The organism is Paenibacillus sp. JT31N17, assembly GCF_056269255.1.
The window spans coordinates 1-22,631 of record NZ_JBWDNP010000003.1 but is presented as its reverse complement, the minus strand read 5'-3'; the positions used below and the strand labels follow the sequence as shown (position 1 = coordinate 22,631).

At 54.6% G+C, this 22,631-nt stretch carries 21 protein-coding genes and 1 other annotated feature; of the genes, 2 read left to right on the top strand and 19 right to left on the bottom strand.

Annotation, left to right across the window (positions count from 1 at the left end):
* Window positions 1–11 precede the first annotated feature (11 nt).
* Window positions 12–686 (bottom strand): ComEA family DNA-binding protein, encoded by a 675-nt coding sequence (locus AC0YOB_RS11840; protein ID WP_475793014.1) that lies wholly within the window; start codon window positions 684–686, stop codon window positions 12–14.
* Window positions 687–813: 127 nt separating this feature from the next.
* On the opposite strand from AC0YOB_RS11840, the gene comER reads away from it, so the two are divergent.
* Complete coding sequence (comER, locus tag AC0YOB_RS11835) at window positions 814–1,653, top strand: late competence protein ComER (RefSeq protein WP_475793013.1); 840 nt, start codon at window positions 814–816, stop codon at window positions 1,651–1,653.
* A gap of 68 nt (window positions 1,654–1,721) precedes the next feature.
* Here the strand turns inward: comER and leuS are convergent, their stop codons facing one another.
* The 17 genes from leuS to AC0YOB_RS11750 all read right to left on the bottom strand — a co-directional run bounded on the left by leuS (window position 1,722) and on the right by AC0YOB_RS11750 (window position 19,140).
* Window positions 1,722–4,163: a leucine--tRNA ligase gene (gene leuS / locus AC0YOB_RS11830; protein WP_475793012.1), complete on the bottom strand. Its 2,442-nt coding sequence runs from the start codon at window positions 4,161–4,163 to the stop codon at window positions 1,722–1,724.
* Between the two features lie 73 nt (window positions 4,164–4,236).
* Window positions 4,237–4,479, bottom strand: a binding site (T-box leader).
* 66 nt (window positions 4,480–4,545) lie between these two features.
* Window positions 4,546–5,319: a class I SAM-dependent DNA methyltransferase gene (locus tag AC0YOB_RS11825; protein WP_475793011.1), complete on the bottom strand. Its 774-nt coding sequence runs from the start codon at window positions 5,317–5,319 to the stop codon at window positions 4,546–4,548.
* A 12-nt stretch (window positions 5,320–5,331) separates the two neighbouring features.
* A complete protein-coding gene (locus AC0YOB_RS11820) occupies window positions 5,332–6,234 on the bottom strand; it encodes a CvfB family protein (RefSeq protein ID WP_475793010.1) in 903 nt (300 codons plus the stop codon).
* Entirely contained in the window at window positions 6,231–6,578 is a 348-nt protein-coding gene (gene rsfS, locus AC0YOB_RS11815; protein WP_210037753.1) for a ribosome silencing factor, read from the bottom strand. The genes AC0YOB_RS11820 and rsfS overlap by 4 nt, the downstream gene beginning before the upstream one ends.
* The gene (gene yqeK, locus AC0YOB_RS11810) at window positions 6,575–7,150 is read right to left on the bottom strand and encodes a bis(5'-nucleosyl)-tetraphosphatase (symmetrical) YqeK (protein ID WP_475793009.1); all 576 of its coding nucleotides are present in this window, start codon (window positions 7,148–7,150) and stop codon (window positions 6,575–6,577) included. Before yqeK ends, rsfS begins: the two co-directional genes overlap by 4 nt.
* Window positions 7,140–7,727: a nicotinate-nucleotide adenylyltransferase gene (gene nadD, locus AC0YOB_RS11805; protein WP_475793550.1), complete on the bottom strand. Its 588-nt coding sequence runs from the start codon at window positions 7,725–7,727 to the stop codon at window positions 7,140–7,142. Before nadD ends, yqeK begins: the two co-directional genes overlap by 11 nt.
* Before the next feature lie 62 nt (window positions 7,728–7,789).
* A complete protein-coding gene (yhbY, locus tag AC0YOB_RS11800; protein ID WP_210037755.1) occupies window positions 7,790–8,089 on the bottom strand; it encodes a ribosome assembly RNA-binding protein YhbY in 300 nt (99 codons plus the stop codon).
* A 25-nt stretch (window positions 8,090–8,114) separates the two neighbouring features.
* Window positions 8,115–9,017 carry a shikimate dehydrogenase gene (locus AC0YOB_RS11795; protein ID WP_475793008.1) on the bottom strand — a complete coding sequence of 301 codons (903 nt, stop codon included), beginning with the start codon at window positions 9,015–9,017 and terminating at the stop codon, window positions 8,115–8,117.
* A 19-nt stretch (window positions 9,018–9,036) separates the two neighbouring features.
* On the bottom strand, window positions 9,037–10,158 hold the full coding sequence (gene yqeH, locus AC0YOB_RS11790; RefSeq protein ID WP_475793007.1) for a ribosome biogenesis GTPase YqeH: 1,122 nt from the start codon (window positions 10,156–10,158) through the stop codon (window positions 9,037–9,039).
* Window positions 10,155–10,682: a YqeG family HAD IIIA-type phosphatase gene (locus tag AC0YOB_RS11785; RefSeq protein ID WP_475786296.1), complete on the bottom strand. Its 528-nt coding sequence runs from the start codon at window positions 10,680–10,682 to the stop codon at window positions 10,155–10,157. The genes yqeH and AC0YOB_RS11785 overlap by 4 nt, the downstream gene beginning before the upstream one ends.
* A 160-nt stretch (window positions 10,683–10,842) precedes the next feature.
* Complete coding sequence (locus AC0YOB_RS11780) at window positions 10,843–13,068, bottom strand: transglutaminase-like domain-containing protein (protein ID WP_475793006.1); 2,226 nt, start codon at window positions 13,066–13,068, stop codon at window positions 10,843–10,845.
* Window positions 13,065–14,327 carry a DUF58 domain-containing protein gene (locus tag AC0YOB_RS11775; RefSeq protein WP_475793005.1) on the bottom strand — a complete coding sequence of 421 codons (1,263 nt, stop codon included), beginning with the start codon at window positions 14,325–14,327 and terminating at the stop codon, window positions 13,065–13,067. Before AC0YOB_RS11775 ends, AC0YOB_RS11780 begins: the two co-directional genes overlap by 4 nt.
* Before the next feature lie 5 nt (window positions 14,328–14,332).
* A complete protein-coding gene (locus AC0YOB_RS11770; RefSeq protein ID WP_475793004.1) occupies window positions 14,333–15,289 on the bottom strand; it encodes an AAA family ATPase in 957 nt (318 codons plus the stop codon).
* A gap of 319 nt (window positions 15,290–15,608) precedes the next feature.
* Window positions 15,609–15,959: a stage V sporulation protein AE gene (gene spoVAE, locus AC0YOB_RS11765; RefSeq protein WP_210037761.1), complete on the bottom strand. Its 351-nt coding sequence runs from the start codon at window positions 15,957–15,959 to the stop codon at window positions 15,609–15,611.
* Between the two features lie 31 nt (window positions 15,960–15,990).
* A complete protein-coding gene (gene spoVAD, locus AC0YOB_RS11760) occupies window positions 15,991–17,001 on the bottom strand; it encodes a stage V sporulation protein AD (protein WP_475793003.1) in 1,011 nt (336 codons plus the stop codon).
* A 2-nt stretch (window positions 17,002–17,003) separates the two neighbouring features.
* Window positions 17,004–17,495: a stage V sporulation protein AC gene (gene spoVAC, locus AC0YOB_RS11755; protein WP_475793002.1), complete on the bottom strand. Its 492-nt coding sequence runs from the start codon at window positions 17,493–17,495 to the stop codon at window positions 17,004–17,006.
* 517 nt (window positions 17,496–18,012) lie between these two features.
* A complete protein-coding gene (locus tag AC0YOB_RS11750; protein ID WP_475793001.1) occupies window positions 18,013–19,140 on the bottom strand; it encodes a LacI family DNA-binding transcriptional regulator in 1,128 nt (375 codons plus the stop codon).
* 144 nt (window positions 19,141–19,284) lie between these two features.
* On the opposite strand from AC0YOB_RS11750, the gene AC0YOB_RS11745 reads away from it, so the two are divergent.
* Window positions 19,285–22,470, top strand: coding sequence for a beta-galactosidase (locus AC0YOB_RS11745; RefSeq protein ID WP_475793000.1), 3,186 nt, complete (start codon window positions 19,285–19,287; stop codon window positions 22,468–22,470).
* A gap of 74 nt (window positions 22,471–22,544) precedes the next feature.
* On the opposite strand, the gene AC0YOB_RS11740 is transcribed toward AC0YOB_RS11745, so the two are convergent.
* The gene (locus AC0YOB_RS11740; RefSeq protein ID WP_475793549.1) at window positions 22,545–22,628 is read right to left on the bottom strand and encodes an IS3 family transposase; all 84 of its coding nucleotides are present in this window, start codon (window positions 22,626–22,628) and stop codon (window positions 22,545–22,547) included.
* Between the last annotated feature and the right edge of the window lie 3 nt (window positions 22,629–22,631).

Sequence of the window (22,631 nt, the reverse complement as noted above, 5' to 3'; positions counted from 1 at the left end):
TTGTCGCACAATCAAGGCGCAACAACAATGGAAGGTTTCATTTTTTCCAGTAGTTTGGGACCGATTCCTTTGACCCGGAGCAAATCGTCAACTGAGCGAAACGGACCATTCTTCTCCCTGTCCGCAACGATCGTTCCCGCCTTGGCTTCCCCGATGCCGGGCAGCTCATCCAGTTCCTGAGCCGTAGCAAAATTAATGTTGATTTTGCCCTCTTCGGTCAGGCCGGCTCCCTGAGGTTCAATAGCCTTCTCACCTCCTGCCCCTGCACTTGCAGCCTGCTTCGCGTCTGTCCCTTTCCCCGATTCCGAGGGTATATCTTCCGCCGAGCCAGCCTTAGCTCCTTCCTTGGTCTTGCTTCCGCCTGAGGTCTTGGTGTCCTCCGCGACATCCGTTGAGCTTGCGGCTTCCTCCTGTTCCGCATCTTTTGGAGCTGGAACCTCCTTCCCCCCGCTTTGCCGGTCTTCGCCAGGAGCGTCGTTCTTTATCTTATCCTTCGCAGCAGGTCCTGGCTCATCGTCCTCCGGATTCAATACTTCTTTCACCTGGCTGTTCATAGCCACCCAGCCTGGCGGCTTGCTGGAATCCGATTGATACAGCGCAGCGACCAGCAGCAAGGCCCCCAGGAGAAGCAGGGCGGCCATCATCAGTTTTCGATTCCAGTCGGATCTTCTTTTTTCAGAGTACATATTGTAGTGGTCACCTCTGTCCTTTATTTATCCGCAATAATGTCTAAAACTTTGCATTACTTTTGGTTATGTTGGCCTTGCCCCCTTGCATAGGGTAGTAAGAGCAAAGTGCCAAGGAGGGGTTACGATGAATGTTGGATTTATCGGAATCGGAAGTATGGGAAGCTTGCTCATCGATTCGTTTATCGGTTCGGGTGCGCTTGAACCGTCACAAATTACCGCCAGCAACCGTACCTTCGCCAAAGCGGAAAAGCTTGCCGTCCGGCACCTTGGCCTGCGCGCTGTCCCCCTTAACCGCGATGCCGTCATCGGACAGGATCTGATATTTTTGTGCATCAAGCCGCTAGAATATAAACGGGTCCTCGATGAGATTCGCGGGATTCTGTCGGAAGATCAGATTGTTATCTCGATTACCAGCCCTGTCCTGATTGAGCAGCTGGAAAATTCTCTACCCTGCAAGATAGCGAAAGTCATTCCCAGCATAACGAATTATGTATGCTGCGGCGCAACCTTATGCATGTACGGCGATAGACTGAATGAAGCGGATAAAGCCCGCTTGAACAACCTTTTCTCCATGATCAGCGCACCTCTGGCCATTGAGGAGAAGCATACGCGGATCGTCTCGGATATTTCCAGCTGCGGTCCGGCCTTCATGGCCTTTGTCCTGCAGAGCTTCATCAACGCGGCGGTTGAAGAAACCGGAATCCCCCGGGAAGAAGCGGAGATTGTGGCAAGCGCGATGCTCTATGGCACCGGCCAGCTGCTCACCGAAGGAGGCATGTCGCCAGAAACCCTTCAGGCAAGAGTAGCCGTTCCCGGCGGTATAACCGCCCAGGCGCTTGCGCTGCTGAGCCGCGAGCTTGACGGTGTATTTAATGCCCTCATCCGGACGACACATGCCAAATACGAGGAAGATCTGGAGCGGGTCGCGCTCTCCTTATACGGCAAAGAGGTGAATGGCCCATAACGCATGCTTTGCGTTAATAAGCCATTCACCTCTTTTTACCAGGCAGCTTTGCTTACCTTGACAGATCCTTAATTGGCTACGATGTTGACAAGCTTGCCCTTGACGGCAATTACTTTACGGATTGTCTTGCCCTCAAGCGCCTCGGCCACTTTAACGGATTGCTTAGCGATGCTCTCCATCTCGGATTCCTCCGTATCGGCCGCTATCGAGAGACGATCGAGGATTTTTCCGTTGACCTGTACGACAATTTCCACCTCTTGATCAATCGTCCAGGACTCATCGTAAGCTGGCCAAGCCACATAAGTGACCGAACCGGTATGACCCAGCTTCGACCACAGCTCTTCGGCGATATGCGGCGCGAGTGGAGACAGCATCTGAACAAAATGCTCGACTGCTTCCCGTGGGAGCGATTCTGCCTTGTACGCCTCATTGACGAATATCATCAGTTGACTGATCGCCGTATTGAAACGCAGATGCTCGTAATCGTCCGTTACCTTCTTGATCGTGCGATGCCAGGTGCGCTTGAACGCATCCGTCGTTTTTGCATCCGATATTTTCGCATGAAGAGCGCCGTCTTCCCCGATCGCCATCCGCCATACGCGGCTGAGGAAACGGTACATCCCTTCCACACCGTTGGTATTCCATGGCTTCGTAGCTTCAAGCGGTCCCATGAACATCTCATACATCCGCAGTGTATCTGCCCCGAACTCATTGACAATATCATCAGGATTGATGACATTGCCCCGCGATTTGCTCATCTTCTCATTATTCATGCCAAGAATCATGCCTTGATTGACCAGCTTATGGAACGGCTCCTTCGTATCCACAATGCCCAGATCGTACAATACCTTATGCCAAAAGCGCGCATAAAGCAGATGAAGCACGGCATGCTCCGCGCCGCCGATATACAGATCCACCGGCAGCCACTGCGCCTGCTTCTCCTTGGAGCACAGCTCATTCTGGTTGTTAGGATCAATAAACCGCAGATAATACCAGCAGCTGCCCGCCCATTGCGGCATCGTATTGGTTTCCCGGCGCGCCTTCATCCCTGTTTCCGGATCAATCGTTTCCACCCATTCGGTCACATTGGCCAAAGGCGATTCGCCCGTCCCGGAAGGCTTGATCTGATCGATTTCCGGCAGCAGCAACGGCAGCTGATCATCCGGAACCGGCTTCATCGTGCCATCCTCCAGATGAAGAATCGGAATTGGCTCCCCCCAATAACGCTGGCGGCTGAACAGCCAGTCGCGAAGGCGGTAGGTGATTTTGCCTTTGCCCTTGCCGTTCTCCTCCAGCTTGCGGATCATCAGGGCGATAGCCTCTTCGTTGTTCAATCCGTTCAAATATTGCGAGTTCACATGGGGTCCGTCTCCGGCGTAGGCTTCCCCGCTGATCGTCCCGCCCTGAACAACCTCCACTATAGGCAGATCAAACTGCCTGGCGAATTCCCAGTCGCGTTGATCATGGCCCGGAACTGCCATAATGGCCCCGGTACCGTATCCGGCAAGAACGTAATCGGCGATCCAGATCGGGGTTTTGGCTCCGCTTACCGGATTGATGGCATAGGCTCCTGTAAATACGCCCGTTTTGTCCTTGGCCAAATCTGTGCGTTCCAGATCGCTTTTGCGCGCGGCCGACTCCTGGTAAGCTTCCACGGCAGCCTTCTGCTTCGCAGTCGTAATTTGAGCGACAAGCTCGTGCTCCGGCGCCAGCACGCAGTAGGTTGCGCCAAAAAGCGTATCGGGCCTTGTCGTAAACACGACCAGCGATTCCTCATAGCCATCGATGGCAAAGGTCACTTCTGCTCCCTTGGATTTGCCGATCCAGTTGCGCTGCATGTCCTTGATGCTTTCGGTCCAGTCCAGTTCCTCCAGATCCTCAAGCAGCCTCTCCGCATATTCCGTGATCTTCAGCACCCATTGGCGCATCGGCTTGCGGATGACGGGATGATTGCCCCGTTCGCTCAGGCCGTTGATGACTTCTTCGTTCGCAAGCACTGTGCCCAGCGCAGGACACCAGTTAACAGGAACCTCCGCCACATAAGCGAGTCCCTTGTTAAACAGCTGAATGAATATCCACTGCGTCCATTTGTAATAATCGGGATCGGTGGTGCTGAATTCGCGGTCCCAATCATACGAGAAGCCAAGCGACTTGATTTGTCTGCGGAAATTATTGATATTCTTGACCGTAATTTCCCGAGGATGCTCTCCCGTATCCAGAGCATGCTGCTCCGCAGGCAGTCCGAACGCGTCCCAGCCCATCGGGTGGAGGACATTATAGCCCTTCATCCGTTTGTAGCGGGAGACGATATCAGTAGCCGTGTACCCTTCGGGATGGCCTACATGCAGCCCTGAGCCGGATGGATACGGAAACATATCCAGCGCGTAAAATTTCGGTTTTCCCGAATCCTCAGTCGTTTGAAAAGTCTTGTGCTCATCCCAATACATCTGCCATTTCGGCTCAATGACCAGTGGGTTATAGCCTTGCTGCTCTGGACGTTCCTGTGACATTACCATTGCCTCCCGATTTCATTTGCTTATTCGCATATTTTTCATAAAAAAACCCCCCGCCCCCAGCGTAAACGCTAGGGACGAGAGGATTATCTCCCGTGGTACCACCCTAGTTAACAACAGGCATGCTTTGCCGCTGCTCACTCGAACCCTTAACGCGGGCGGGACGGCACGCTTAGTCAGGCCATAAGCTAATATGCCTGCTTGCACGTGCGGCTCCAAGGCGAGTTCATAACCCCTCTGGTCCGGCTTGCACCAACCGCCGGCTCTCTGAATCCAGTTCAAGGAAACTACTGCTCCTTATCGACGCCAAACCTAAAATGATTAGTTCGATTATAAAGAAGCACCCCCACGCATGTCAAGAGTACATCTGGATGATTCTTCATTTTACCGCAGCGAAGAAGAGCCGCTCAGAACGGTCATCGGGCGCAGCCAGCCTAAAGTCCGCGAACGATTCAACCTTGCCAAACCCCGCTCTCGCCAGTGCCTCCAGAATCCACTTCGGCTGATAAGCCCGCTGGACATGAATCTCTTCAAAACGGTTGTAATGGGACGGCCGCTCATCCGACTCACGGACAAAAATCGTCAGATGATGCTCGATTTCCACCCGTTCGCTGTCCAGATCGCTCGTCCAGATGTAGGCGATATCCCGGTCATCCAGCACGAAGGGCTGCTCATCCGCGTAACGCTGCAGAGTCCTGGGCGGATGCACATCGAAGAGAAAGACGCCGCCGGGCTTAAGTCCTTCATAGGTGGCACGGAAGGCGGCTTCCACATAATCCTCTTCCGTCAAATAATTGATGCAGTCGCAAAAGGAGATAACGGCATCAACCTGCTCCGGCAGCTCCCAGCTGCACATATCCTGCTGCAGCCAGCGGATGGCGCCTGCAGAGGACCGAATGGCCTGCTGCGGGCTTTCGTCCCATTTGCTCCGCCCGATGCTGAGCATGTCAGCCGAGAGATCGATACCGAATACCTGAAAACCGGAGCGAGCGAGCGGAATCGCCAGACTCCCCGTGCCGCAGCCCAGATCGACGACGGTTTGCGGGATGCCGTAGCGGTCCCAGCACTCCCTTGCAAACCGCAGCCAATCGGAATAGGGCATGTCCTCCATGAGACGGTCGTAAACGGTGGCAAACTGCCGGTAAGCACGCATCGCTTCTCTCCTCTATTCTTCTTCTGCAGGCTGCTTTTCCTGTACCAGGGTCGTCCAGCTTCCGTCCTGCACAACAAGCCCTTCCCTCATGAGCTTGCCAATCGCCCGCTTGAAAGCCGACTTGCTTATATTAAACTTCTGTTTAATGATTTCAGCCGAAGTTTCGTCCGAATACGGCATGGCTCCGTCAGGCCGCTCCCGCAGAAAGGCAAGGATGCGTTCCGAATCCTCCAGCCTGCCCACTTCCTTGCGCGGAGTCATCGACAAATTGACCCGTCCGTCTTCACGGATGAACGTTACTCTGGCCCGGACACGCTCGCCCAGCCGCAGCAGCTTGGTCCGCTCCTCTGCAGGAATGAAGCCCATCACGCCAAAACCGACAACACCGCCGTCAATAAGGACAAAAGAGCCAATCTTCAGCGTCTTGGTGACAAAGCCTTCCACCCATGTATTGCGCCAGGATTCCGGTGCGGAAAAAGCAAGCTCGGCAAGCTCTTCTTCAAAAGCCACTTTTGCCACGAGACGGCCGATTTTGTCATGGGCCAGAATCACATGCACTTCATCGCCGCGCTGGGGACGCAGCTCCTTGAGCTCCGGCTGCTCGGACATCGGAAGCAGAAGCTGCCGCCCGAGTCCCATCTCCAGAAAAGCGCCGATACGCGGATGAATATCCGCAACCGCCAGACGGGCGACCTTGCCAAGCGTAATGAACGGCTGCTTCATCGTTGCCGCGATCCGGTCATCGGTATCATAAAATATGAAGGCTTCAACTTCATCGTCCACTTTAGGACGGTGACCGACAAGCTCGGTATAGTGAAGCAGCACTTCCGATTCTCCATCGCTCAAAAAATAGCCGTAGGGCGACACTTCACGCGCCACCCTGAACTTCTGGATTGTACCGGCTATTAAACTCATGCAAACTCCACAACTTTCGCGTCGGACCACAGCCGCTCAATATTGTAATATTCACGTTCTTCCCGGTGGAAAACATGGACAACGACATCCCCGAGATCGATGAGCACCCACCGACCCGAGTCCATGCCCTCAATTCCGCGCAAACGCGCGCCATTGGACTCCGCCTGCTTGCGTATTTCCGTTGTAATCGCCTGTACCTGCGTATCCGAATTACCGTGGCAAATCACAAAATAATCGGCCACAAGCGAAATGTTCTGCAAATTGAGAGCGACGATCTGATGCGCTTTTTTCTCCTCGGCCGCTGCTACTACGAGCTGCAGAAGTTTCTCTGGTTTTATGGTCATTGCTCAGCCTCCCTGGCTTTTAATAGTAAATCGTTGCGTGCTGCTATGGTGAGCGGGTAAATCCGCTTCCCTTGGGCCAGTAAATGAGTGATGGTGGAGTCAAACCCGGCGATCAGCGCCTTCTCCAAATGCTGTCCGGACAGCTCGCGAATACGCTCCACTCCCGGAAAATCTCTTCCCGGCTCCATGTAGTCGGCCAGACAGACGATTTTGTCCATCCGCGTCATGTCTTCCCGGCCAGAGGTATGATAGCGAATCGCGTCCAATACCTCGGGGTCCGTGACGCCAAAGTTATGCTCGGCGACATAGGCGCCAACAGGCGCGTGCCACAGCTCTTTATCATACTTGAGCAAATCGGGGGGAAGGCCCTCCTCGCGGATAATGGCTTCCATTCGCGACGTTTGCCAATACTTCGCCACATCATGCAAAATCGCGGCGAGCTCCGCCCGGTCGGGATCCTCCCCGAAGCGCCGGGCAAGCACTACGGATGTCTCCATAACGCCAAGCGTATGCTTCCAGCGGCGCTCCGGCATCTCGGCCCGGACAGCGGCTATCATGTCATCACGATTCATACAGACCATTCCTTTTTATAAAAGAGTGGACCTTCTCCGGCACCATGAAACGGATGGATGAGCCTTCTGCCCTGCGCCTGCGGATATCCGTCGAGGAAAGTCCGATCAGCGGCATCTGGGTTATTTGCAGCCGGTTCAGAATGTAATCCGGAAGCTGCGATTTCTCAATTGCTTCTCCCGGGCGTTCCACACCGATGAAGTTGACCAGCTCCGCCAGTTCTTTGGCACGATGCCAGCTTGGAAGGTCGTTAATCCGATCCGATCCGATAATAATGCTGAACGAACGCTCCGGATTCTGCTCCAGAAGTGCCTCTACCGTATCAATGGTATAGCTCGTTCCGCCCCGCTCAAGCTCAATATCAAGGGCGCGGAAATGCGGCTGAAAGTCAATAGCCCGATATACCATTTCAAGCCTGGAAGGCCCTTCAGCTCCCGGCTCATTGTCTTTCAGCGGAGGCTGAAAAGCAGGGATGAACCATACCTCGTCAAGACCGCATGCCTCACGCGCTGTTTCCGCAGCGAGCAGATGCCCGTAATGAATCGGATCGAATGTTCCGCCCATTATACCAACTTTTATCACGATGTCCGCTCCCTTCCGTTACCATGCGTCATCCCTATGACCCTCGCAAGGTTCGCGTATTAACTGTTTTTCGGCAGTACGATTGTTTTATAGTCTTTGGATTCCTTGTAAAGAACAATGGTCTTGCCGATCACCTGCACGAGCTCCGCTTCCGCTTCCTCCGCCAGCCATTCGCCCACTTCTTTTGGATCCTCGACAGAATTGTTCAGGACTGAAATTTTGAGAAGCTCGCGCTTCTCGATCGCTTCTTCCACATGGCGGACAAGATTTTCATTCATTCCGCCTTTGCCCACCTGAAATACGGGCTGCAAATGATGCGCAAGTGCGCGCAAATGCCTTTTCTGTTTGCCTGTCAGCATGTTGATTGTTCCTTCTTTCGTCATATTAGCGTCCAGCGCCGAACGCATCAAGCACAGCCGAACGCATCGCCTCGACAGGAGCCTTGCGGCCTGTCCAGAATTCAAAGGCGTAGGCCCCCTGATAGATAAACATTCCGAGCCCCCCATGAATTCTGCAGCCCCGCTGCTTCGCCTCCGCCAGAAAGCGGGTCGTCATCGGGTTATAAATCAAATCGCTCGCGATGACGCCGGGCGCAAGCCAGCTGGCATCGACAGGCGTCTCCTCGATCTTCGGATGCATCCCGAGCGATGTCGTATTAATTATGATATCCGCTTCGCCGCATGCTTCCCGCAGTGCTTCGCTGCCGATGGCCCGCAGGATGTCTGTTTGGCCTTCAAAAGCCAGGACCAGCTCCTCCGCCCGCTGCACCGTGCGGTTCGAGATCGTAATGCTGGCCGCTCCTTCGCGGGCCAGGGCATACACGATCCCTCTTGTCGCGCCGCCGGCGCCGACAATCAGTATCCGCTTCCCTGCCAGATCCGGCTCCGCTTCCTCCTTCAAGGACCGGACATATCCGATCCCGTCGGTATTGTAGCCTACAAGACGACCATCATGGTTTACGATTGTGTTTACCGCACCTATGGCCCGGGCGCTCTCGTCAATCTCATCAAGAAGTGGCATGACAGCAAGCTTATGAGGGATGGTGACATTCACGCCTCTGATTCCCATCGCCCGCACACCCGCCACAAAATCAGTCAGCTGCACGTCCTTAATATGAAAAGCGGTGTAAATCCCGTTGATGCCGGTTTCCCGGAAGGCCCTGTTCATCATGACCGGTGATTTGGAATGATGGATAGGATCGCCGATGACGCTGTACAAGATGGTATGGCTGTCCACAACATTTCCAGCCCGGCCGGAGATTCCCGCAACGTTGTCTGTTGTATTCACTGTCTTAGCCCACTCCTTCTCAAATCAGCGCGTCGCGCAGCATGACCCGTATGCCTTTGGGGGCGTAGACATCGAGAATCGCTCCCGAGGTATCATTGATACGAATCCAGCCCAGACCGGAGATCACAACATCCATATCGGAGCCGCGTTTGATCGTCAGTCGATGCCGAGTCCAGGCCGGGATTTCCTCCAGCTGCTCTCTGGTCGGCGGAGCGAGCATCTCTCCCCGGTGATCGGCGAACAGCTGATCGGCCCGCTCCAGCTTCGTCCGGTGAATCGGCAGCGCGTTGGACGTATACAGGGTGAACGATTGTCTCGGACCCTGGGCAAAATCAAATCGGGCCAGGGACCCGATAAACAGCGTCTGCTGCTCGTTTAATTGATAAACGACCTGCTTGATCGGCTTGTCCGGCAGCAGCGCCTGCAGCACGCCGCGGGGAACCACTTCGGTCAACCGGTGGTTGTAGACGATGCCGGGAGTATCGATGATGTCATGTCCGTCATCAAGCGGAATATGCACGGCATCAAGTGTCGTTCCCGGATAGCGGGATGTGGTCAGCTCGCGCTCGAGATCGCTGTAATCGCGGATGATCCGGTTAATCAACGTGGATTTCCCTACATTGGTCGCGCCCACGACATACACATCCCGGTCGCCGCGGTGCTCGGCCAACGCTTCAACCACTCGTTCAAACCCGATGTTGCGCTTCGCGCTGCACAAAACGATATCCACTGTCCGCAGTCCCTGAGCCTTGGCTTGCCTTTGCACCCAGTTGAGCAGTCTGTTCATATTGATGCCTTTGGGCAGCAAATCCACTTTATTGACGACAAGCAGCACCGGATTATTGCCGACAAACCGCTGCAGCCCGGATATCAGACTGCCTTCGAAGTCAAATAAATCGACAATATGAACGACCAGGCTGTCGGTTGCGGCAATACCGCCGAGCAGTCTTAGAAAGTCGTCCTGATCAATGGCGACGGAAGCCGCCTCGTTATAATTCTTGATACGAAAGCAGCGCTGGCAGATTAAAGGCTCTCTCTCCAGCGCCGATTGCGGGATATACCCAAGCTTGTCGGCCGAATCCGTTTGCAGTTTGATTCCACAGCCTGCACAAGCGCCCAGCTCTAATTGCTCATTTGTCAAGACTTACGTTCCTCCTCGGGCCACAGCCCTTTTTTGCGCAAACGGGACAGGGCCACTCGTTCGATCCTGCGGTTGATCCGGGTCATGAACCCTTCATCGCCAGGCGATATCGGGCTGACAAGAATCGTGAACAGCCCCATCCGCCGGCCGCCAAGAACATCCGTCATCATCTGATCGCCAATGACCGCCGTATGCTCGGCTGCCAGCTCCATTACCGTAAGCGCTCTGACAAACGCCTTGTTGGAAGGTTTGCGGGCGGCATGTACAAACGGAATGCGCAGCGGATCAGCGAATTTCGAGACACGGGTGCGGTGGTTATTGGATACGATGACGACCGTAAAGCCCAAATCGCGCACAACATCGAGCCATTTGACAAGCTCCGGTGTGGCGAGCGGCACTTTGGCGCCAACAAGTGTATTGTCCAGATCGGTTATGATCCCGAGAATGCCCCGTTCCTTCAAGGCATGCAAATCGATATCGTAAATGGTATTGACGCGCATATGCGGCAACAGCCGTTCAAACATATTTTCGACTCCCCTGTTATCGCTATCAGGAAAAACTATACCATACAAAGGGAATTTGTTGCAAAGTACGATTCTCCGGCCCGCCGTCCTCAGGCTTCCCCCTTGCAGAACCAAATAACCGGAAGGCATGCCGATGCCGTCCGGTTATTTGATCCATTATTTACCCGATACGCTCACGGATCAGCTTTACATTGCTGTCGAAACGGTCGGCTTCCTCCTGGGTCAGCATCTGGCTGCTGTACATCGCTTTCTCAAAGGTCCCCAGCACAACCTTGAACTCGGACTGCAGAAAGGTCAACCGCCCGGACCAATGAGTCATGGTTTCACGAACCGTTTCATTCGCCTGGCGGTCAAGACCTTTTTTACGGCAGTATTTGATCAACCGGTTCGTCTCTTTTACAATCATCTCATTAATAGTGCCCGTACCGCGGCGGTAGCGGCGCAAAGCCGCAAGAATGGCGCGCAGACGGAAAAGCACGATCAAGGCAGCGATTACGGCTGCGCCTGCAATGTAGACCCAGACCGGCATTTTGAAGCTTTCCGCCGCCACAGGCTCATCAACGGCTGCTGGTACTTCGGGCTCAACCTCGGGCAGCGGGGCCGCTTTCTCCTCAGGCAGCAGGTAGGGATACAGGAAGCCAGCCGTCGGCTCGAACGGCAGCCAGCCGTATCCGTCAAAATAAACCTCTACCCACGAATGGGCATCCGCATTGCGCACCGTATAGGTGCCAGAGCCATCGGGATTAAGATCCAGTCCCGGTGTGCCCTCCATCCCCATCATACTGGGATCGACCGCCATAGCCCCCGGAGCATATCCTTTCACCCATCTGGCCGGAATGCCGGAAGCCCGGGTCAGCACTGCCATCGCGGTAGAGAAATAATCGCAATAGCCTTCCCGTATCTCAAACAGAAAGGAATCCACGAAATCGCTGCTCTCTTTCTTGGACAAATCAGGCTCATTCGTATACGTATAGTTCAGCTGCAGATACGCCTCGATCGCCTTGGCTTTATCGTAAGGCGTTGACGCATCCTTGGTGATGGTTGCCGCAAGATCCCGGACACGCTGCGGAAGCTCCTCAGGCAGCTGGGTATACATGGGACTCATCTCGCTGTCGTCCCGGGCCGCCTTGCCCTCACGCAGCGCCGGTTCGTCGAGCAGCGTTACTTCCGAGACAATCGAGTAGGTTTCGGGATAGCTGGCATTTCTTTGGGGCAATCTCAGCTCCCATGACTGCGGCATCCAGTTCAGACGGGGCAGCGAGCCCTCGCCGTCATTGACGGAAACCACGCTTGCTATCGGTCCCGCGCCAAACAATACGGGATACTTGTCTTCGCGGAGCATGGTGAAGGTCTGTTCCACCTTGTCCGTCTGGACGGAATCCGGCTGCCCGATCGGCTGCAGCTGTTCATCCTTCGCTATGGAGCCGACCACTTCTTCCTGCCTCTCTCCCCTCGCTTCCTCCCAGCCGCTTCCATTATAGAAAGCCTTCGTTTCGCCGCGCCAATAGCTGCGTTTGGTGGTAGTAACCGTCATGACGGGAGAATAATCAAATTTGAAGCCGCCGCCCAATTCATCATCATTGCGGCTGTAGCCTGAGCGGCTGTCGCCGGTGTTCTTCGGTGCGGAGGAGCTGACTCCCTTATCCCCCACAAATGAAGGGACCGCCTCCCCTCTGGACTCTTTCCAGGCTGTATAGGGATCGGTCAGAATCGGCTTGATTGTCGGAACGAACAACCCCGCGCCCATGAAGATCGCGAATATAAGCAGGACGGGCAGGAACAGGCTGAGCGGGTAATCCAGCAGATGGCGCCAGCTGTCCGGATGGCTTTGCTTGAAGCCTGAAAAATGACTGGCCACAAGCCAGGCAAGTCCCGTAAAGACGATCCATGCGATCTCGTCCCACAAATAAATCGGCGTAAATAATGAATCCATAATGGTCAGGGAAAGAAGCGCCAAACCGACCATAACAATAATGCCGATACGCTTTATCCGGAAAACAAGGATTAACCGGAAGATCACCCATACCGCAAGGCTGATCCACAAAATAGGCGACAGCTGGTCGAACTGCGAACCGGCCCAATCCGCCCAGTCAGCTGCTTTTCGTTTATCTCCGATAAAGGAGACCCACTGAAAATCCGTAAATACAATATTGAGAACCAGGATCGCAAGCAGCTGCAGCAGGCCTGACATGATTTTTGAAGGAAGGAACGCCACAAATAAAAAGGTGGTCAGGAGCAACCCGTTAACGACCGCAAAGGTTTCTTCCCACCAATAATCTCCCAGGCAGCTGATCCATTGAAAAATAATGATGCCGGTAAACAAAGCCGACAGCTTCAAATATAAATCGGCCGTCAGCCATTTGACAAAGCCGCGGGAAGGATTCATGCGGTCCCTCCTTCCAGGACGCCGGGAAGTTCCTGCAGCGCGCCAAGCGAATGAGCCGCGTAGCCGCTCCGCTGCAGCAGCCGCAGCCAGTCTGCGCCTTTGACCAGGGAATCTCCTATTCCCACAACATTGCCAGTGCCCTTAAGATGGATCAAAACAGGCACGGTACCCTTGCGCTTCAACCATTCCATCGAGCGCACCGCCTCTTCGCCGCCTTGCGGACTTACAATCACCACGAAAGACCCCGCAGGGATCAACGACGACGATTGTCTCAGCATCCGGTATAACGGAGTCGTTCCATCCGGCTGAACCTTCACGAGATGGTTCATGAGCATCAGACGGTGATCCGAGGACGATTGCGGCGCAAAGCTGTCCACACTCTCCCCTGCGGATACCAGACCGACTGCAGTAGCCCGCCGGAACCCGAATTCAAGCAGGGAAGCAATGACGGACACGCCGGTCTCGAACTGCTCCTGGTTCTCGTATGAGCCTGAATAGCGGTCCAGCACAAACACGGTTCTGGGCAGGGATTCGCGTTCAAACTCCTTCGACTTCCATTGACCGGTTCTTGCCGTAGCATTCCAGTGAATACGGGAGAGCCGGTCGCCATAGATATATTCGCGGACGCCGTTGATCTGAGTAGTCTCCTTCGCCGACAGACGCGATGAAGAGGTGGAATAGGGACCTTTTACACCCAGCTTGAGCTGACGCCACTGCCGGATGGATACCATTCTCGGATAAACGCTGAAGGGAACGGAGGACTCAAAGGAACCCACATGTTCGAACAAGCCGAAAATATCGCGGGTCGAGCACTCTGTAGGCGCGAACTGATAAACGCCGCGCTCCAGCGGCGGTGTGGTGTACGTGATTTCCCCCGCTCTCCGGTAGCTCGGCACGAACGAGGCTTCAAACGGAACCGAGCTGCCGTTCTGGCGGACAAGACGGTCGCGCACCAGAATATACGGTATCGGCCAAACGCCGGGAACCCGGATGGAAATATGCACTTCCATTCTTGCGCCCGCGGACAGCGTATGCTCGGATTGCGATACGCCCCCCGCCGCATTGGACAGACGGCGCATGCCCGTCACATTAGCGATTCCGCTCCACCTGCCCATCACAAGATAAAGCAGCAGTACATTCAAGATACAAAAGAGCATTAAGGATGTTTTGCCGCCCTGAAACAGCAGGAACAGCAGGGCGCCGATATAGATGATGCCAAACATCCGCCATCTGAACATCGTTGCTTTTGCTGTCAGCATATGCGTTATCGCTCCATCCGAACGGGTACGTTCGTTTCGCGAACGACTGTCTCAATAACTTCCTCCGCCGTTAGTCCATTCACTCTCGATTCGGTGTGAAGCATCATCCGATGCGCCAGTACGGGCGAAGCAAGCTGCTTGATATCGTCGGGAATGATATAATCCCGTTCCTGGAGGAAGGCGCTGGCTTTGGCCGCAGCCAGCAGGGAAATCGCCGCGCGGGGGCTGGCGCCAAGCTGCACGCCACGATGCTCGCGGGTTGCACGCACGATGCGGATCAGATAATCGGCTACCGCCTCGTCCACATGCACCCTCTTCACGCTGCCCATTATAAGGGCGATACGCTCGATATCGGCGATGGGAAACAAGGAATCCGCAGGAGCGGAGGAATTCGGGGAGAGCACCATCTGGCGCTCCGTCGCCTCATCCGGATACCCCAGCGTAATCTTCATCATAAAACGGTCAAGCTGCGCCTCAGGAAGGGTATAAGTGCCTTCGAATTCTATCGGGTTCTGGGTAGCAATCAGGACAAAAGGAACCGGAAGGGCGTAGGATTCGCCATCCACCGTCACATGCCGCTCCTCCATGGCTTCAAGCAAGGCCGACTGCGTCTTTGTCGTCGCGCGGTTGATCTCATCGACGAGCAGGAGGTTAGCCATCACCGGACCCGGCCGGAATATGAATGCTTCGTCCCTGGGATGATAAATAGCGACGCCTGTAATGTCGGTCGGGAGCAAATCCGGGTTGCATTGAATGCGCCTGAAATGGCCGCCAATCGTTCTGGCGAGCGCTTTCACAAGCTGGGTTTTCCCGGTGCCCGGCACATCCTCAAGCAGAATATGCCCGCCGGCAAGCAGAGCCACCATCATACGTTCTATTTCTACTTTTTTACCCAGGATACAATTTTCCAGATTGCGGCGTATTTCATTGCATAACGTAAAGTCAGCGCTACGGTTGTCCATAGAAAAACCTCCCGGATGATGAAATGGAAACGGAATTGGAAATAGAAGAAGAAACAGCTGACGCCTCGGTACGAACTTTATACGGAAGTTCCCGCATTTAGTTGCGTACCCATTAGGAAGCGCAGCAAGTTTCTTCCAAGCGTGCTTATGAGAGAAAAGTTATTCCTGTCTAATACTTTAAAGATTGTTGATAAAAATTGCATCATGTTATTATTTTACAAAAGATACAACCTAACGTATAGCTGTATATCCAACAAAAAAAATTGGAGAATCCCACAGGGACTCTCCAATACACGGATTTATGAACTGTCTCTTCCGTTTATCCCTTGGGCTTGGCCACGAGCGCCGCGAGGAAAGAGAAGATGATCGCAGCGGAGATACCCGCACTCGTCACATCGAATATCCCGGTAATCACCCCGATCCATCCGTCGCGGTGAAGCTCTGTAATCGCACCGTGCACAAGCGCATTGCCGAAGCTGGTAATAGGCACTGTCGCCCCCGCACCGGCAAAATCAATGAGCGGCTCATACCAGCCCAGGCCATCCACTACAGCACCCACGACAACCAGTGTAGCCATCGTATGAGCCGGGGTTAATTTGGCAACATCAAACATCAGCTGTCCGATAACGCATATTGCGCCTCCAATAATAAACGCCCACAAGTAAATCATGTTCATCTATGCTCCTTCCGGAATGTTAAAGTTAATTTGGCTGTTCAATTGAAACGGCATGGGCGATGCAAGGAATGCTCTCTCCCTGCTGATAAGAAATGGGAGACAACAGCGCGCCGGTGGCGACCATGAGAATTCTGCGCAGCTCCCCCTGCTTCATGCGCTTCAGCAGATGGCCGTAGGTCACGACAGCGGAGCATCCGCACCCGCTTCCGCCAGCCTGTACCTGCTGCTTGTCCAGGTCATATATCATCAGGCCGCAATCATTGAATTCCGTCTGTTCCATCTGGACTCCGTCGCGCTTGAGCAGATCTCTGGCAATCGGAAATCCGACCGAGGCCAGATCGCCTGTAACGATCAGATCATAATCGCCCGGCTCGCGGCCCGTATCATTAAAATGGGTCTGGATGGTGTCCACCGCAGCAGGCGCCATGGCCGCCCCCATATTAAACGGGTCCTTAATGCCCAGATCGACGATTTTGCCGACTGTGGCGCATTCGATTACCGGACCCTCCCCTTCGGCCGCCACTACCACGGCTCCGGCGCCTGTAACGGTATATTGGGCGGTCGGCGGTTTCTGCGAGCCGTATTCCGTGGGATAGCGGAACTGCTTCTCGACGGTGCAGTTATGGCTGCAGGTGCCGGCCAGAACATATTGTCCGGAGCCGGAATTGACGATCAATGAAGCGAAGGCCAGCGATTCCATGGAGGTGGAGCAGGCGCCAAACACCCCCAGATATGGCGCTCCAACGGTCCGCGCGGCAAAGCTGTTGCTGATGATCTGATTCATGAGATCGCCGCCGACGTAAAACTGCAGCTGCTGCTTGTCAATGCCTGCATGCTCCAGGGCAAAATCCGAAGCCTGCTCCAGCAGCAGGCGCTCCGCTTTCTCCCACGTTTTCTGCTGCATATCAAGCTCCGGATGAATCAGATCAAAGTCTGCTGCCAGCGGTCCATTCCCTTCATCGGGCCCGACAACTGTGGCTGAACCGATTATGACCGGCCGTTTGTCAAACCACCACGTTTGCTTGCCTCGCAGCATGGTCAGTGTCCTCCAATCCCGAACACCCAGTAAATAATGCCGATGAAGAAAGCGGCGACTGTGCCAAAGACGATAACGGAGCCGGCAATCTTGAACATATTCCCGCCTACCCCCAGCACCATGCCCTCGCTGCGGTGCTCCAGCGCGGCCGAGCACATGGAATTGGCGAATCCGGTAACCGGGACCGCGGAGCCGGCTCCAGCCCACTGTGCCAGCTTGTCGTAAACACCTAAGCAGGTCAGGATAACCGAGATCAAAATAAGGATGGCTACCGTCGGATTCCCTGCTTCAATCGGTGTCATGTCGAAGGCATAAGCGAAGAAATCCTGAATAACCTGACCGATCAGACATAAGCAGCCGCCCACCAAAAATGCTTTCAGGCAATTTTTCAGAACAGGCCGGGCCGGCTCGCGCGACTTGGCAAAGGCCTGGTACTCCTGGGGGGACATCGTCATTTTTTTGTATTTGCTTTTTTCTGCGCTCTTGGTTGTCATTGTTCACCCCGTAACCATTTTTCTGTATTACACTTTTCCTCGGGCGGCACTCCATCCGATCCGTTTCACTTTAGGAAGCAGCCGCTGATGCTTGTAGTATTTGTCAAGACAGGAGAGGTTATGCCAGTATATTTCAAGAAAAAGGGTCCGGAAACAGCAAGAACCGGCTGCGCCATCCTCTGGCGGCGCAGCCGGTTCTTTCCTTTGAACTTATAGCAGGTGATCGATGCGAAACAATATATGGTTAGTAAAACTCTCCGTCCGTAACCGGAGGGCAGCCATTCCCAATATCGCATGCAGTGCCTATTAGAAAGAAATTGCAAACAGCAGCAAAAGCACAAGCAGGACATACAGGACAAGCGCCAGCAGCAGTACAATTCGTCTGGATTGCGGCATAATAGACTCCTTTTTTGTTAAAGCAGACATTTTACTCTATCCTATGCACAGATCATCCAAACCGGAGCTTATCCGCTCATTTTGCCGTGAATATAGATTCCGTACAGGACATGCGGGACAGTCAGCCGGAGTGTCTGACAATCAGTCTGGCAGAGAGAATCACCTTCTCATAGGGGGCTTCCGGGTGCCGGCGTCTGCGGATGAAGGTCTCGACCGCACGCATCCCGAGCCGTTCCTTCGCAAGCTCCACCGTCGTTAAAGGGACCGCAGCCTGCAGGCTTGCGGCGGTATTATCAATTCCCAGCACGCGGCACTGATCAGGGAGGCTGATGTCATGCAAACGCAGCAGCTCCAGCAGATGAAGGGCAATATCATCGTTGGCGCAAATAATCCCGTCCGGCAGCTCCTTATTGCTGATTGCCGCCGTAATTCGCCGGTTCAGAACCTGCTGCCAGGAAGAGCCGCCGTAAGGGATGGTCCACTTCTTCAGTTGAATGCCTGCTCCAGTTGGTGATTGTGAGGAAGCCTGCATTTCTCCTATTGGCAGCTTCCGCATTCCCTGTCTCTGCTGATCGTCCAGTGAAATCCGGCAGCCCCAGAACCGCTCCCGGAAGCTGACGGCAAAACGGTCATGTCCGATAAAAACAATGGTTTTGCAGCCCTGCGTGGCCAAATGGCTGCAGGCCATCCGTCCCGCTTCCACATTGTCGTTCAGCACCGCATCCGCTCCCACAACCGCTTCCTCATGGTCGACAAGCACCATGGGCAGCCCAATCCGGCTTATCCGGAGCAGCACCGAAGCGGGACATTTGCCTGCAATAATAAATCCGCTGGCGCCGGCAATCCGGAGCTCTTCCGGCCCGGTCAGGTCAACCGGACGGTCTGCAATCTTGTCCAATATAAAATAGTGCGGCTGAAGTCCATGCTCTCTGCAGCCTGCGGCAATGCCTTCTCGGACCCGCTGCCAGAACAAAGGCTCATTGGCATGGACCTCGTTCATGCCGATCAGTATGGTCCCGTTCCCTGCCGCGGGCTGCTTCTGACTGGCTTGCGCCGTCTGCTCCAAGCGGGAATCCAGCTCCCCGGAATGGCGCGGAGGGATGCGGTAACCCAGTGCCGCCGCCATCGCGGTCACTTCCCGCCGGGTGGCTTCGCTGACGCCCGGTTTGCCCGATAATGCTTGAGAAACCGTATATTTGGAAACACCTAAACGGTCGGCTATTTGCTGCATGGATATCTTTTGGGCCACCTTCGGTACCTCATTTCAAAAAATATAAGCGTTGACTTTTTGACTCTTCCTCTCTATTGTATGCGCCAAACAGAGTTGGGATCAACCTAACAAAGCTAACAATTTTATTCTATTAACGATGATGAAACGGGATGGTGACCATTAATGGGCAAGACAGTACTTTTTTACGATGAATCATTTCCTTATGAAGGGCAGAGACCCGGTGAATCGCAGCTTGTCCGTCTGAAAGAGGCTTTTACCGTGGCTGATGCCGGGCAATTGGCTGAAGCTTTGGCAGATGCCGTTGCGTTTGTGCATATCCACGGCGCTTATTTCCCCAAGGATGCCTGGAAAGCGATTTTCAGCCATGCCTCTCAAGGCAAGGGACTGCTGCATGCCGGAGGAGCCCCTTTCAAAATACCGGTATACCGGGAGAACGGCGAGTGGGTGCAGGAACCAGCGCAAACCGCTTATCATCAGCAGCTGCATATTAATGAAGTGCTGCCTGTTTCGGTCGACGGCATTGAAAAGCTGGCCCATAATGCCGATGTTCCACTATTTGCGGATAATGTGAAGCTGTTCACTCTTGAGCCGACTTTCGGCCTTGTCCTGCATGTGACCCGCTCGGATGACCATCCTGCAGAGGGAGGCACCGCCGGACCTATGGACGCCCATATCTACCCGCTGCTCCGCGGAATTAGCGGCGATGGTCTTGCCCGGGAACTGGCGGCGCCAGCTGTGCTGCTGGAGCATACGAAGGGAATATTCAGCGGCGGGCGCTGGGTGCTGGTCAATCAGGCGCTGCAGACCGCTTTCTGGCAGAACGGCGGCGCAGATGCGCTTGCGAAATGGGCGGCATTCACCGCTGAGGGCGTGACCGAGCTGTGGCTGAAGCCGAATTACGGCTCCTATGAGCCTGGCGAACGCGCCATCTTCATGCTCCAGGGCCAGCGGATCCAAGGGGCGCGCAAGCCGCATAATCAAGCCGAAGCAGCCGAATGGACCTTCAAGCTTCGTGTGCTCCGCTCAAATGAAAGCGCCGTGGCAAATCCTGATCCGGTATTTGAGTACGGGTCGGACCACTTCACGGAAATTTGGAAAACGGAACAACCCGTTGCCATCGGCCGCGAACTGACTATTAAGCGCATCCCTATGCCCATTACACTTGCAGCCGGGTATTATGCGGTTGAATGCGAAGCAGTTTCGCCATCCGGCGAGCGCCGGATTCTGCGCCAGGGGTTCTGGGGCTTTGATCAGGAGCTGCTTGCTTCGGGCGATTTTCTGTCCTGCGACAGGGATTATTTTATCAAGGACGGGCGTCCGTTTCCCATTGTCGGCATGACCTACATGACCAGCGATGTCGCGCGCAAATATTTATTTTTGCCCAACGCCGCCGTATGGGACCGCGATATGGCTCAGATGAAACGGGCGGGAATCAACCTGATCCGTACGGGCATATGGACAGCCTGGCGCAGCATCATGTTTGTCGACGGCCATCCTTACGAGGAGGTGCTGCGGGCAATAGACGCGTTTATTCTGACGGCCAAGCGCCATGATCTGGAGGTTACCTTTAACTTCTTCTCCTTCACCCCGGAAACCTGGGAAGGCGTCAACCCTTATCTGGATCCGCGCAGCGTGGAAGCCCAGAAACGTTTCATTGCCGCGATTGTCTCGCGCCATGCGCAGTCCAGGCATTTGCATTGGGATCTGATTAATGAGCCTTCGATGTTCGATCCCAAGCGGATTTTCGAAGGTCCACGCTCTGCTCACGATCCCTTCGAGCACAGCCATTTCATAGAATGGCTGCGCGAGCGCCACGGCACAATCCGGCTGCTGCAGGAACGGTGGAACATGACGCCAGCCGAGCTGCCCGCTTTCGAGTCGGTCAAGCTGCCTGAGCCGAAGGAGATTAATTTCGGAACAACCGAGACTATGACCAAGCGCGGCGGACCATGGCTCGACTATACATTGTTCACGATGGACATGCATAACCGCTGGGCGGCCCAGCTGATCGAGACTATCCGCTCCCTTCAGCCCCGGCAGATGGTCACCGTCGGCCAGGATGAGGGTCTTGGGGCGCAGCGCCCGTCTCCGTTCTTCTATGCCGGGGAGGTTGATTATACGACGGTCCACTCCTGGTGGAAAATGGACGCGCTCGTCTGGGACGGTGTTTTCACCAAAGCGCCGGATAAGCCCAACCTCATTCAAGAGACGGGCATCATGTATGTGGAAACCCCGGATGGCCGGGCCAAACGCAGCGAGGCCGAGCTCCGCAATATTCTCGAGCGCAAATACGCCTTTGCCTTCTCGACCGGCGGCGCCGGCGCTGTGCAGTGGATCTGGAATATCAATTTCTATATGAACAATATCAATGAGTCCCATATCGGCGCTCTGCGCGCAGACGGAACGGAAAAGCCGGAAGCGGCGGTTTCCTATGATTTCGGCTCGTTCATGGGACAAATCCGTGATCTGTTCCGTGGCCGGAAGCTGGAAGAGGTGGCGCTGGTCTACCCTTACTCCAATGATTTCTCCAGCCGCAATCTGGCTTATGATGCCACAACCCGGCTGGTAAGGACCTTATCCTACGCGATGAACGTGCATGCCCTGGGCATTAGCGAATATCATCTGGAGCGGCTGGATGAGATCAAGCCCAAGCTTATCATCGTGCCAAGTCCGCATAACTTCACGCAAGCTGCATTGGATGCTCTCACCGCTTATGTTCGTGTGAACGGCGGCACCCTGCTCTTCACAGGTCCTGCCGGACTCGACGAATACTGGCGGCCGGCCGGTCGCAATCCGGATGAGTTCGGCGCTCTTGTGAACAGCTCGCAGACAAGCAATCTGCTGCGTGAAGAGCTGCTGGAGCTTGGCGGCTCGCTTCTTCCGGTCTCATTCGGCGGAACGCGGATTGCCGACAGCAACAAACAAAGCGGTCCTGCATGGAGCGGACCGGCCAAACTCCATAATGTCCAGCTTGGAGCCGGACGTCTCCTCTACTGCCCGCTGCCGCTGGAGCTTAACGAGCGGATTGAGCCGCTTGTTGCCGTGTACAATGAAGCGCTGAATCTTGCAGGCGTGGACAAGGAGCTTGAATGGCTGCGCGGCGGCGAGCTGCCGGGCGTATATGGACGGAAGCTCGCCTTTGCGGAAGGCTCCCTTTATATTTTCGTATCGGAGCTTGGCATGGATGCCGATATTGAGGTTCGCGATCCCTTATCCGGCAAAGGCTACTCCTTCACGCTGGAGCAGGAGCGCTCCGTGTTATTTGCGACCGACCTGAACGGCCAGGTTACCGCTGTCTACCGCCCGCGAGAGGTACAGATCGACACGAAGACAGCACACCCTTTATGAAAAACAATAACCCGGAAGAACGGCTCTCTTCCAAGAGTGGTCAAGCCCCAAATTTGTAGACAATGAAAAAAGCCCTAGGCTATGAGCTGGCGTCGGTACTCAACCGGCGTCAGTTTGTTTAGTTTTAATTGAATCCGTTCTTCGTTATAAAAACGAATGAA

Excerpts from the sequence above, each read along its gene's own strand:
- AC0YOB_RS11770 (WP_475793004.1), bottom strand. The coding sequence starts at position 15,289 with ATGGACAACCGTAGCGCTGACTTTACGTTATGCAATGAAATACGCCGC.
- leuS (WP_475793012.1), bottom strand. The coding sequence starts at position 4,163 with ATGTCACAGGAACGTCCAGAGCAGCAAGGCTATAACCCACTGGTCATT.
- spoVAD (WP_475793003.1), bottom strand. The coding sequence starts at position 17,001 with ATGCTGCGAGGCAAGCAAACGTGGTGGTTTGACAAACGGCCGGTCATA.
- AC0YOB_RS11775 (WP_475793005.1), bottom strand. The coding sequence starts at position 14,327 with ATGCTGACAGCAAAAGCAACGATGTTCAGATGGCGGATGTTTGGCATC.
- comER (WP_475793013.1), top strand. The coding sequence starts at position 814 with ATGAATGTTGGATTTATCGGAATCGGAAGTATGGGAAGCTTGCTCATC.
- AC0YOB_RS11820 (WP_475793010.1), bottom strand. The coding sequence starts at position 6,234 with ATGAGTTTAATAGCCGGTACAATCCAGAAGTTCAGGGTGGCGCGTGAA.
- yhbY (WP_210037755.1), bottom strand. The coding sequence starts at position 8,089 with ATGCTGACAGGCAAACAGAAAAGGCATTTGCGCGCACTTGCGCATCAT.
- AC0YOB_RS11780 (WP_475793006.1), bottom strand. The coding sequence starts at position 13,068 with ATGAATCCTTCCCGCGGCTTTGTCAAATGGCTGACGGCCGATTTATAT.
- yqeK (WP_475793009.1), bottom strand. The coding sequence starts at position 7,150 with ATGAATCGTGATGACATGATAGCCGCTGTCCGGGCCGAGATGCCGGAG.
- AC0YOB_RS11745 (WP_475793000.1), top strand. The coding sequence starts at position 19,285 with ATGGGCAAGACAGTACTTTTTTACGATGAATCATTTCCTTATGAAGGG.
- spoVAE (WP_210037761.1), bottom strand. The coding sequence starts at position 15,959 with ATGATTTACTTGTGGGCGTTTATTATTGGAGGCGCAATATGCGTTATC.
- rsfS (WP_210037753.1), bottom strand. The coding sequence starts at position 6,578 with ATGACCATAAAACCAGAGAAACTTCTGCAGCTCGTAGTAGCAGCGGCC.
- AC0YOB_RS11785 (WP_475786296.1), bottom strand. The coding sequence starts at position 10,682 with ATGTTTGAACGGCTGTTGCCGCATATGCGCGTCAATACCATTTACGAT.
- AC0YOB_RS11840 (WP_475793014.1), bottom strand. The coding sequence starts at position 686 with ATGTACTCTGAAAAAAGAAGATCCGACTGGAATCGAAAACTGATGATG.
- AC0YOB_RS11825 (WP_475793011.1), bottom strand. The coding sequence starts at position 5,319 with ATGCGTGCTTACCGGCAGTTTGCCACCGTTTACGACCGTCTCATGGAG.
- spoVAC (WP_475793002.1), bottom strand. The coding sequence starts at position 17,495 with ATGACAACCAAGAGCGCAGAAAAAAGCAAATACAAAAAAATGACGATG.